An 11,122-nucleotide genomic window follows, 5' to 3' on the forward strand; every position below is an offset into this window, starting at 1 on the left:
GGCGCCGTGGACGGCGATCACGCGGTCCAGCAGTGCGCGGTCCGGACCGTGCCGCGCGCCGGGGGCGCCTTCGGCGGCAGCCGCTCCGGCGGGCCGCTGGAGAGACGGCCGGGCCGACGACCGCCTCGCCGGCCCCCGCCAGGGCATGCGTCACATGCCCGCCGGTGTGTCCCGCCCGGCCGGTGATCAGCCATGTCGTGCCCGCAGCCGGACCACCCTCCCGGCCGGGACGGCCGCGGTCGCCGCGAGGACGGTCCTTGTGCGGGCGGTCATGATCGACGATGCTGGGCGACGGTGCGCGACGGCGGGCAACCCCTCTTCGGTGAATCCGTGGTGAACGGCCGCTTCCGCCGATCCGATAACCTCTGGCCACGTGCCGCCTGCCCCGAACGGGTGATGGCGCACGGTGACCGCTGCCCGGATGCCGCCCGCAGGGACCGCGCCGCGGACAGCACGGCTTCCAAGGAGTGAGTTCGTTCTTGTCGACCGCCATTCTCACCGGTCCACCGGTCGCGGGGGCGCCCCTGGAGGGCGATCTGCGGTCGCTGGGGTTCGACGTGCGGGTGGCGGCCGACGCCGCCGGGGTGGAGACGGCCCTGGCCGCCGTCCCGGCGGGCGAGCGCGTCGCCCTCGTCGACCCGCGCTTCGTCGGCCACCTGCACAGCCTGCGCCTGGCCCTGACCGACCCGCGCTTCCCCGCCGCGGCGGTACCGGGCGCCGTCACCGCCCAGCCCGCGGCCCGCGCCGCCCTGGCCCGGGCCGTGACGGCCGCGACCGCCGCGGCCCGCCCGGCCGCCCCGGTCGCCGCCGGGCGGGGCACCGCCGAAGCCGGGGCGGACGCCACCGCGCCGGAGCCGGAATCCGACGGCCTCCCCGACCGGGTGGCCGCCGCGCTCGACGCCGACGCCGGAGCACCGGCGGTGCACCGGCCCGAGCTGGGGGTGCTCGTCGCCGCCGTGCCCGCCGACGAGGCGGCGCGCGAGGAGGCCCGGCGGGCCGTGGCGGCCGTCGACGAGGAGGCCGTACGGCTGCGCTCGGCCGTGAAGTCCCGCGACGGCTTCTTCACCACCTTCTTCATCAGCCCCTACTCCCGCTACCTCGCCCGCTGGTGCGCCCGGCGCGGACTGACCCCCAACCAGGTGACCACCGCCTCGCTGCTGACCGCGCTGGTCGCGGCGGCCTGTGCCGCCACCGGCACGCGCGGCGGCTTCGTCGCCGCCGGGGTGCTGCTGATCGCCTCGTTCGTCCTGGACTGCACCGACGGCCAGCTCGCCCGCTACGCGTTGCGGTACTCCACCCTCGGCGCCTGGCTGGACGCCACCTTCGACCGCGCCAAGGAGTACGCGTACTACGCGGGCCTGGCGCTCGGCGCGGCCCGCGGCGGCGACGACGTGTGGGCGCTGGCGCTGGGCGCGATGGTGCTCCAGACCTGCCGCCACGTGGTGGACTTCGCCTTCAACGAGGCCAACCATGACGCGACCGGCAACACCAGCCCCACCGCCGCCCTCTCCGGGAAGCTGGACAGCGTCGGCTGGACGGTCTGGGTCCGCCGCATGATCGTGCTGCCGATCGGGGAGCGCTGGGCGCTGATCGCGCTCCTCACCGCGCTCACCACCCCCCGCACCACCTTCACGGTGCTGCTGGCCGGCTGCGCGTTCGCCGCCTGCTACACCACCGCCGGACGGGTGCTGCGCTCGCTCACCCGCAGGGCCGAGCGCACCGACCGCGCCGCCCGGGCGCTGGCCGACCTCGCCGACTCCGGGCCGCTGGCCGAGGGCCTGGCCGCCGCCTTCCGGAAACTGCGGCTGCCGCGCTCCGCCGCCCCGGTCCTCGCCCTGCTGGGCGCGTCCGTCCTGGTGGTCACCGCGCTGCGGGCCCCGGTGGGCGGCCCCTGGCCGCTTGTGGCCGCCCTCGGGTACGCCGTCCTGGCCGCCCTGGCCGTCGCCCGGCCCCTGAAGGGCGCGCTGGACTGGCTGGTGCCGCCCCTCTTCCGCGCGGCCGAGTACACCGTGATCCTGGTGCTGGCCGCCCGTTCGGGAGCGAACGACGCCCTGCCTGCCGCTTTCGGGCTGGTGGCGGCGGTCGCCTACCATCACTACGACACGGTGTACCGCATCCGCGGCGGCACCGGCGCCCCTCCGCACTGGCTGGTGCGGCTGGCCGGCGGGCACGAGGGACGCGTCCTGGTGATCACGGCCGCCGCCGCCCTGTGGGCCGGGAGCCAGGGGTTCACGATCGCGCTCACGGCCCTGGCCGGGGCCCTGGCGCTCACGGTGCTCGCCGAGAGCGTCCGCTTCTGGGTGTCCTCGCAAGCACCCGCCGTACACGACGAAACAGGAGAACCCGCATGATCGGCCTCGTGCTGGCGGCCGGCGCCGGACGGCGTCTGCGCCCCTACACCGACACCCTTCCCAAGGCCCTGGTGCCGGTGGACCCGGAGGGCGAGGGCACGACGACCGTGCTCGACCTCACCCTCGGCAACTTCCGCGAGGTCGGCCTGACCGACGTCGCCGTGGTCGTGGGGTACCGCAAGGAGGCCGTCTACGAGCGCAAGGCCGCCCTGGAGAAGAAGTACGGCGTCACCCTCCACCTGGTGGAGAACGACAAGGCCGAGGAGTGGAACAACGCCTACTCCCTGTGGTGCGCCCGGGAGGTCATCAAGGAGGGCGTCATCCTGGCCAACGGCGACACCGTGCACCCCGTCTCGGTCGAGCGGACGCTGCTGGACGCCCGCGGGAAGGGCCAGAAGATCATCCTGGCCCTCGACACGGTCAAGAAGCTCGCCGACGAGGAGATGAAGGTCGTCGTCGAGCCCGGCCGGGGCATGCGGAGGATCACCAAGCTGATGGACCCGGCCGAGGCCACCGGTGAGTACATCGGCGTGACCCTCATCGAGGGCGAGGCCGCCGACGACCTGGCCGACGCCCTGAAGGCCACCTACGAGCGCGACCCGCAGCTCTACTACGAGGACGGCTACCAGGAGCTGGTGGACCGCGGCTTCACCGTCGACGTCGCCCCGATCGGCGAGGTCAAGTGGGTCGAGATCGACAACCACGACGACCTGAACAAGGCGCGGGAGATCGCGTGCCAGTACTGACCCGGCTCATCCCGTCGCCGGTCGTCGTCGACATCAGGCCCGGCGCGCTGGACGACCTGGCGGGACTCCTGGTCGACCAGCGCATCTCGGCCTCCGGCAAGCTCGCCATCGCCATCAGCGGCGGCTCGGGCGCCGCCCTGCGCGACCGGTTCGCCCCGGCGCTGCCGGGGGCCGACTGGTACGAGGTCGGCGGCGGCACCCTGGACGACGCGATCAAGCTCGCCGACGCCATGAAGTCCCGGCACTACGACGCGGTCGTCGGCATGGGCGGCGGCAAGATCATCGACTGTGCCAAGTTCGCCGCCGCGCGCATCGGCCTGCCGCTGGTCGCCGTCGCCACCAACCTCAGCCACGACGGCCTGTGCTCCCCGGTCGCCACGCTCGACAACGACGCCGGCCGCGGCTCGTACGGCGTGCCGAACCCGATCGCGATCGTCATCGACCTCGACGTCATCCGCGAGGCCCCGATCCGCTTCGTCCGCTCCGGCGTCGGGGACGTCATCTCCAACATCTCCGCCGTCGCCGACTGGGAGCTGTCCCACCGGGAGACCGGCGAGCAGATCGACGGACTGGCCGCCGCCATGGCCCGCCAGGCCGGCGAGGCGGTGCTGCGTCACCCGGGCGGCTGCGGCGACGACGAGTTCCTCACCGTGCTGGCCGAGGGACTGGTGCTGACCGGCATCTCCATGTCGGTGGCCGGCGACAGCCGCCCCGCCTCCGGCGCCTGCCACGAGATCAACCACGCCTTCGACCTGCTCTACCCCAAGCGCGCCGCCGCGCACGGCGAGCAGTGCGGGCTGGGCGCCGCCTTCGCGATGCACCTGCGCGGGGCGCACGAGCAGACGCGGCTGATCGTCGAGGTGCTGCGCAGACACGGCCTGCCCGTCCTGCCCGGCGAGATCGGCTTCAGCGAGGAGGAGTTCGTCAGGGCGGTGGAGTACGCGCCGCAGACCCGGCCCGGGCGCTACACGATCCTCGAGCACCTGGACCTGTCCACCGACCAGATCAGGGACGCGTACGCCGACTATGTCAAAGCCATCAGTAGCTGAACTCCGCCCGGTCGTGCACCCCGCGGGGGTGAAGGACCGGCGCAGCGGCGAGCACTGGGCCGGACGCCTGTACATGCGGGAGATCTCGCTGCGCTGGACCCGGCACCTGGTCAACACCCGGATAACCCCCAACCAGCTCACCTACCTGATGGTCGTCGCGGGCGTGGCCGCCGGCGCGGTGCTGCTGGTGCCGGGCCTGGCCGGGGCCCTGGTCGCCGCCCTCCTCATCCAGCTCTACCTGCTGCTGGACTGCGTGGACGGCGAGGTGGCCCGCTGGCGCAAGCAGACCTCCATCACCGGGGTCTACCTGGACCGGGTGGGCCACTACCTGGCCGAGGCCGCGCTCCTGGTCGGCTTCGGCGTGCGGGCCGCGGACGTCTTCCACACCGAGGGCGCCGGCACCGAGTGGATGTGGGCCTTCCTGGGAACCGTGGCCGCGCTGGGGGCCATCCTCATCAAGGCCGAGACCGACCTGGTGGACGTGGCCCGCGCCCGCAGCGGCCTGCCGGCCGTCAAGGACGAGGCGGCGGTGCCCCGCTCCTCGAAGCTGGCGCTGGCCCGCCGGGCGGCGGCGGCACTGAAGTTCCACCGGCTGGTCGGCGGGGTCGAGGCGTCCCTGCTGATCCTGCTGGTGGCCGTGGCGGACACGGTGCGCGGCGACCTGTTCCTCACCCGGTTCGGGGTCGCGCTCCTGGCGGGCATCGCCGTCCTCCAGACGCTGCTGCACCTGGTGTCCATCCTGGCGTCGAGCAGGCTGCGGTGACCCGGCGGCGGGGACGGCGAGCGGTGGCGAGGAACGGTGAGTGAGATGACGGACGCGGAGACCGGCGCGGAGGACAGGCCCCTGACCTTGGGGGCGGTCATCCTGACCATGGGCAACCGCCCCGAGGAGCTGCGCGCCCTGCTGGACTCGGTCGCCAAGCAGGACGGCGACCCGGTCCAGGTCGTGGTCGTGGGCAACGGCGCCCCGCTGCCCGAACTGCCCGACGGCGTGCGGACGGTGGAGCTGCCGGAGAACCTCGGCATCCCCGGCGGCCGCAACGTCGGCGTCGAGGCGTTCGGGCCGGGCGGGAGCGAGGTGGACGTCCTGCTCTTCCTCGACGACGACGGGCTGCTGCCCAACACCGACACCGCCGAACTGGTCCGTCAGGCGTTCGCCGCCGACCCGGAGCTGGGCATCATCAGCTTCCGCATCGCCGACCCCGACACCGGGCGGACCCAGCGCCGCCACGTACCGCGGCTGCGGGCGTCGGACCCGATGCGCTCCTCGCGCGTGACGACCTTCCTCGGCGGCGCCTGCGCCGTGCGCACCACGGTCTTCCAGGAGGTCGGCGGGCTGCCGGACGAGTTCTTCTACGCCCACGAGGAGACCGACCTGGCCTGGCGGGCGCTGAACGCGGGGTGGATGATCGACTACCGCGCCGACATGGTGCTGCACCACCCCACCACCCTCCCCAGCAGGCACGCCGTCTACCACCGGATGGTCGCCCGCAACCGCGTCTGGCTGGCCCGGCGCAACCTGCCCGTCCCGCTGATCCCCCTCTACCTGGGCGTCTGGCTGCTGCTGACCCTCGCCCGGCGTCCCTCGCGGCCCGCGCTGCGCGCCTGGCTGGGTGGTTTCAGGGAGGGCTGGACCACCCCCTGCGGTCCACGCCGCCCCATGAAGTGGCGTACGGTGTGGCGTCTGACCCGACTGGGTCGGCCACCCGTCATCTGACAAGCTCGTGTCTGAGAGCATCGGGTCCGGTGACAGGGGCCCGCTGTACTCACCCCATCCCGGCTGTGCACTGCGAGGACGAAAGTTTCAACGTGAGCGAGACAACGCACGACGGTGCGATCGCGACGAGCGAGCCCCCGCGCTCCCCAGACGACGGTCTGTCCCCGGCCGAACTCGCCGCCAAGTACGGCCTGACGGTGAGCGGGGCGCGGCCCTCCCTGGTGGAGTACGTCCGGCAGCTCTGGGCGCGGCGGCACTTCATCCTCTCCTTCTCCCGGGCCAAGCTGCACGCCCAGTACAGCCAGGCCAGGCTCGGCCAGGTGTGGCAGGTCCTCACCCCGCTGCTGAACGCCGTCGTGTACTACTTCATCTTCGGCGTGCTGCTCGGCGGCCGCGGCGGGATGAGCAACGACGAGTACGTCCCGTTCCTGGTGACGGGCGTGTTCGTCTTCACCTTCACCCAGACCTCGGTGATGTCCGGGGTCCGTTCCATCTCCGGCAACCTCGGACTGGTGCGGGCCCTGCACTTCCCCCGGGCCTCGCTGCCGATCTCCTTCTCCCTCCAGCAGCTCCAGCAACTGCTGTACTCGATGATCGTGCTGGTCGCGATCCTGGTGGCCTTCGGGCACTACCCGGGGCCGCTGTGGCTGCTGGTGGTCCCGGCCCTGATGCTGCAGTTCCTCTTCAACACCGGCCTGGCGATGATCATGGCCCGGCTGGGCAGCAAGACCCCGGACCTGGCCCAGCTCATGCCGTTCGTGCTGCGCACCTGGATGTACGCCTCCGGCGTGATGTTCCCGCTGGACTACATGCTGAACAAGCACACCGAGCTCCCCGGGTGGTTCGCCGACGTGCTGATGGCCAATCCGGCGGCCGTCTACATGGACCTGGTGCGCTACGCGCTGATCGACGGACCGCACCACCACGGCATGCCCGGACACCTGTGGCTGCTGGGCGCCGGCTGGGCCCTGGTCATCGGCATCGGCGGTTTCGTGTACTTCTGGAAGGCGGAGGAGCGGTATGGCCGTGGCTGAGAAGAGCCCCGAGAAGAGCGCCGCCGCCTCGTCGGCGCAGGGCGGCGCGGGGGCGGGCGGCGAGCGGCGTCCGACCGTGATCGCCGACGACCTGCACATCGTCTACCGCGTCTACGGGGGCGCCCGGGGCAAGGGCAGCGCCACCGCCGCCCTCGCCCGGATCCTGCGCCGCAAGCCGGGCGGGAACGTGCGCGAGGTGCACGCCGTCAAAGGGGTGAGCTTCGTCGCCTACCGGGGCGAGGCGATCGGCCTGATCGGCTCCAACGGCTCGGGCAAGTCGACGCTGCTGCGCGCCATCGCGGGCCTGCTGCCCGCCGAGCGCGGCAAGGTCTACACCGACGGCCAGCCCTCGCTGCTGGGCGTCAACGCGGCGCTGATGAACGACCTGACCGGCGAGCGCAACGTCATACTGGGCGGGCTGGCGATGGGAATGTCCCTGGCCGAGATCCGCGAGCGCTACCAGGACATCGTCGACTTCTCCGGCATCAACGAGAAGGGCGACTTCATCAGCCTGCCGATGCGCACGTACTCCTCCGGCATGGCGGCCCGGCTGCGGTTCTCCATCGCCGCCGCCAAGGACCACGACGTGCTGATGATCGACGAGGCGCTGGCCACGGGCGACAAGAAGTTCCAGAAGCGCTCCGAGGCCCGCATCCGCGAGCTGCGCAAGGAGGCCGGGACGGTCTTCCTGGTCAGCCACAACAACAAGTCGATCCGGGACACCTGCAACCGGGTGCTGTGGCTGGAGCGCGGCGAGCTGCGCATGGACGGCCCGACCGACGAGGTGCTCAAGGCGTACGAGGAGTTCACCGGCAAGTAGGCCCCGCGCCGACGCGGTTCGGCCCCGCACCCGGAAGAAGAAGGGTGCGGGGCCGAACCGTTTCCCCACCGTTTCCCCGCGGCCGGCACCCCCGGTCCCCCGGTCCGGGGGTGCCGGGCGTCAGACCCCGGCGGGCTCGCGCCGGGAGGCGGCCGGGGGCGCCGGGGGAGCGGCGCCCTCCGCCAGGCCCACCCGGTCGTGCAGCCGACGCAGGGCCTTCGGCGCGTACCAGGCGCCGCGCCCCAGCAGCCGCATCGCGGCCGGGACCAGCACACCGCGCACCGCGACCGCGTCGATCAGGATGGCCAGGCCGCTGCCGAGGCCGAACATCTGCAGGAAGCTGATCTCGCCGGTGCCGAAGGCGAAGAAGCTCACCGCCAGCAGGCCCGCCGCCATGGTGACGATCCGTCCGGTCCGCGACAGCCCGCGGGCGACGGCCGTTCCGGTGTCCTCGCCCGCGTCGTGCAGCTCCTTGATCCGGCTGGTGACGAAGACCTCGTAGTCCATCGACAGGCCGAAGACGATGCAGAACAGCAGCACGGTCATCGAGGTGTCCATGGGCATCGGGGTGAAGCCCAGCACCGAGGACAGGTGCCCCTCCTGGAAGACCCAGACCATCGCGCCGATCGCCGCCGTGAGGCTGATGGCGTTGAGGACCAGCGCGCGCAGCGGCTGGACGACGCTGCCGGTGAACAGGAACAGCAGGACGAAGGTGCTCAGGGCCACCCAGGCGACGGCCGCCGGCAGCCGGTCGCCGATCGACTCCTTGGTGTCCACCAACTGGGCGTCCGCGCCGCCGACCAGGGCCTCCACCCCGTCGGGCGCGGGCACCGCGCGGATGTCGCGCACCAGTTCCTGGGCCGCCCCGGACTTGGGCGCCGCATCGGCGGTGACGGTGAGCCGCTGGGCGTCGTCGCCGGCGAGCGCGGCGTTCACCGGGCCCGGCGCGGCGGCCCGGCCCTCGTGGTAGGTGCCGGTGGAGGCCTGGACGCGGACCACGCCGTCGAGGCGGGAGAGGGCGGTGGCGTACGCGCCGAGGTCGGCGGGGCCCACCGGCCCGGTGGTGACGATCTGGACGGCCGCCGCGTCGTTGCCCTCGAAGTCCTCCGCCAGGGCGGCGGCCACCTGGCGGCTCTGGGCGTCCTCGGGCAGCACCCGCTCGTCGGGGCTGCCGAAGGTGGCGCCCAGCAGCGGGCTCGCGGCGAGCAGCAGCACCGCGAGGACCGGCAGGGCGGTGAGCGCGGGACGGCGCATCACGGCCGCGGCGAGACGGCCCCACACCGGTGCGTCGGGACGGCGCACGGTCTCCGCCCACGGCAGCCGGCCGTTGTTGACGCGGTGGCCGAGCACGGCCAGCAGCGCCGGGACGACCACCAGCGCGCCGATCGCGGCGATCACCACCACGCCGATCCCCGCGTAGGCGAAGGAGCGCAGGAAGAAGGGCGGGAAGAGGAGCAGGGCGGCGAGCGCGGCGACGACGGTGGCGGCGGAGAAGGCGATGGTGCGGCCGGCGGTGGCCACGGTGGTGCGCAGCGCGTCCGGGACCTCGTCGCCCTCGGCGAGCCGCTCGCGGAACCGGCTGACCAGCAGCAGGCCGTAGTCGATGCCGAGGCCGAGGCCGAGCGCGGTGGTGAGGTTGACCGAGAAGACGGAGACGTCGGTGAGGCTGCCGAGCACGAAGAGCTCGGCGAAGGTGCCCAGGATCGCGATCAGCCCGATGACCAGCGGCAGCAGCGCGGCGACGAGGCTGCCGAAGGCGATCACCAGCAGGACGAGGGTGACGGGGACGGCGATCGCCTCGGCGACGGCGAGGTCCCGGGAGACCTGGGAGGTGACGTCGGTTCCGACGGCGGCCGTGCCGCCCGCGCGGACGGTGACGGCCCCCCGGTCGCCGGTCCACTGCTCGGCGACGGCGTCCGCGGCACCGTCCTCCACATGGGCGAGGACCAGCGCCTGGTCGCCGTCCCGCGAGGTGAGCGCGGAGCCGCCGGCGTCCCAGTGGGAGACGACGCCGGTGACGCCCGGTTCGTCCTTCAGCCCGGCGGTCAGCTCCCGGCCGGCCCGCTCGACGGCGGGGGAGTCGAGCCGTCCGCCGTCGGCCCGCACCAGCAGCACGAGGTTGGTCTGGCCGCCGAACTCCTCCTCGATCAGGGCGGCGGCACGGCTGGAGGGCGCGTCGGGGTCCTCGAACCCTCCGTTCTGGAGCTTGCCGAACGCCCCGAAGCCCACGGCCGCCATGGCGAGCGCGGCGACGAGCGAGGCCAGCAGTACGGCCCTGGTGCGGCGCAGCACCAGGTCTGCGATGCGGGACAACATGGCTCTTCCCCCTTTTTCCGGGTGCGCCGTAGGATGTTTACAGCGTCAACATCGAGTATCGCCAGGGAATGTTAATGCTGTCAACATCGGGCAGTATCGAATGATGCGAACCGAGGGCACCGGCAAGAGCGGCTACCACCACGGCGACCTGCGCAACGCGCTCATCGAGGCGGCCACCGACCTCGCCCGCGACGGCGGACCCGAGGCCGTCGTGCTGCGCGCCGCCGCCCGCCGGGTCGGCGTCTCGCCCACCGCCGCCTACCGCCACTTCGCCGGGCAGGGCGACCTGCTGCACGCGGTCAAGGAACGCGGACAGCGGCGGCTGGCGGAGACGATGGAGCGGTCCGTCCGGGCCGTGGAGAGCACCGGGGACGCGGGCGTGGACGCCGTGGAGCGCCTCAAGGCCCTCGGGCTCGGCTACGTCCGCTTCGCCCTCGCCGAACCCGGCCTGTTCCGCACGGCCTTCTGCCTCACCCCCCTGACGAGGGACGGGACCGGTGAGGCCGGCCCGGACCCGGACCCGGACACCTGGATGTACGCCTCCTACCGGCTCCTGGTCGAGGCCCTGGACACCCTCGTCACCACCGGCCGGATGCCCGCCGCCCGGCGCCCCGGCGCGGAGGTCGCGGCCTGGGGGACGGTGCACGGCCTGGCCATGCTCTTCCTGGAGGGGCCGCTCGTCCGGTTCCCCGCGGACCAGCGCGACACCGTGGTGGCGCAGGCCGTCACCACGATCGTCCGGGGGCTGACGGCCCCGGAGTGAGTCCCGGCGGCGGTCCGCCGGACCCGCGGCGCGGACCGTCCCCGCCCAGGACGTAAGCTGACCCGGTGCCGGTGATCGGCGCACCGGGCGGGCGCGCCCCCCGGTCGGCCGAACAGCGGAGCGTCCGCGTGGTACGCCCGAAATAGGATGTTCGGCGCCGCAGACGTCGCAGGTGGCGGCGTCCCGGAGGCCGCGGACGCCGCGGGCGGAGTGCCGCCGGCGCCCCTGCCGCCGGCGTTCCCGGACGCCGCGGTGCCGTGCGGCGGCGCGGCCGTGATTCGGGTGGAGAGACGGAAAGGTGACGACGATGGCAACGGGCGGCGCAT

9 protein-coding genes are annotated in these 11,122 nt (G+C 73.4%); 8 read left to right on the forward strand and 1 reads right to left on the reverse strand.

The window, feature by feature from the left end:
* Nucleotides 1–479 precede the first annotated feature (479 nt).
* The 7 genes from VE546_RS18245 (at nt 480) to VE546_RS18275 (ending at nt 7,717) form a co-directional block, all read left to right on the forward strand.
* Nucleotides 480–2,351, forward strand: coding sequence for a DUF5941 domain-containing protein (locus VE546_RS18245; protein ID WP_324923608.1), 1,872 nt, complete (start codon nt 480–482; stop codon nt 2,349–2,351).
* Nucleotides 2,348–3,097, forward strand: coding sequence for a phosphocholine cytidylyltransferase family protein (locus VE546_RS18250; protein ID WP_324923610.1), 750 nt, complete (start codon nt 2,348–2,350; stop codon nt 3,095–3,097). The genes VE546_RS18245 and VE546_RS18250 overlap by 4 nt, the downstream gene beginning before the upstream one ends.
* Entirely contained in the window at nt 3,085–4,146 is a 1,062-nt protein-coding gene (locus VE546_RS18255) for an iron-containing alcohol dehydrogenase family protein (RefSeq protein WP_324923612.1), read from the forward strand. Before VE546_RS18250 ends, VE546_RS18255 begins: the two co-directional genes overlap by 13 nt.
* Nucleotides 4,124–4,909 (forward strand): CDP-alcohol phosphatidyltransferase family protein, encoded by a 786-nt coding sequence (locus VE546_RS18260; protein WP_324923614.1) that lies wholly within the window; start codon nt 4,124–4,126, stop codon nt 4,907–4,909. Before VE546_RS18255 ends, VE546_RS18260 begins: the two co-directional genes overlap by 23 nt.
* A gap of 81 nt (nt 4,910–4,990) precedes the next feature.
* Nucleotides 4,991–5,863 carry a glycosyltransferase family 2 protein gene (locus VE546_RS18265; RefSeq protein WP_324923624.1) on the forward strand — a complete coding sequence of 291 codons (873 nt, stop codon included), beginning with the start codon at nt 4,991–4,993 and terminating at the stop codon, nt 5,861–5,863.
* 92 nt (nt 5,864–5,955) lie between these two features.
* Complete coding sequence (locus tag VE546_RS18270) at nt 5,956–6,897, forward strand: ABC transporter permease (RefSeq protein WP_324923616.1); 942 nt, start codon at nt 5,956–5,958, stop codon at nt 6,895–6,897.
* Complete coding sequence (locus VE546_RS18275) at nt 6,884–7,717, forward strand: ABC transporter ATP-binding protein (protein ID WP_324923618.1); 834 nt, start codon at nt 6,884–6,886, stop codon at nt 7,715–7,717. The genes VE546_RS18270 and VE546_RS18275 overlap by 14 nt, the downstream gene beginning before the upstream one ends.
* A gap of 120 nt (nt 7,718–7,837) precedes the next feature.
* Here the strand turns inward: VE546_RS18275 and VE546_RS18280 are convergent, their stop codons facing one another.
* Entirely contained in the window at nt 7,838–10,033 is a 2,196-nt protein-coding gene (locus tag VE546_RS18280) for an MMPL family transporter (protein WP_324923620.1), read from the reverse strand.
* 100 nt (nt 10,034–10,133) lie between these two features.
* Between VE546_RS18280 and VE546_RS18285 the strand changes: the two genes are divergently transcribed.
* Nucleotides 10,134–10,796 carry a TetR/AcrR family transcriptional regulator gene (locus tag VE546_RS18285; RefSeq protein WP_324923623.1) on the forward strand — a complete coding sequence of 221 codons (663 nt, stop codon included), beginning with the start codon at nt 10,134–10,136 and terminating at the stop codon, nt 10,794–10,796.
* Nucleotides 10,797–11,122 lie beyond the last annotated feature (326 nt).

The organism is Streptomyces sp. (genome assembly GCF_035644915.1).
Lineage (GTDB): Bacteria > Actinomycetota > Actinomycetes > Streptomycetales > Streptomycetaceae > Streptomyces.

What these genes read in the sequence shown, in the direction of transcription:
- VE546_RS18250 (WP_324923610.1), top strand. Translation starts at nt 2,348, where the DNA reads ATGATCGGCCTCGTGCTGGCGGCCGGCGCCGGACGGCGTCTGCGCCCC.
- VE546_RS18260 (WP_324923614.1), top strand. Translation starts at nt 4,124, where the DNA reads ATGTCAAAGCCATCAGTAGCTGAACTCCGCCCGGTCGTGCACCCCGCG.
- VE546_RS18280 (WP_324923620.1), bottom strand. Translation starts at nt 10,033, where the DNA reads ATGTTGTCCCGCATCGCAGACCTGGTGCTGCGCCGCACCAGGGCCGTA.
- VE546_RS18285 (WP_324923623.1), top strand. Translation starts at nt 10,134, where the DNA reads ATGATGCGAACCGAGGGCACCGGCAAGAGCGGCTACCACCACGGCGAC.
- VE546_RS18275 (WP_324923618.1), top strand. Translation starts at nt 6,884, where the DNA reads ATGGCCGTGGCTGAGAAGAGCCCCGAGAAGAGCGCCGCCGCCTCGTCG.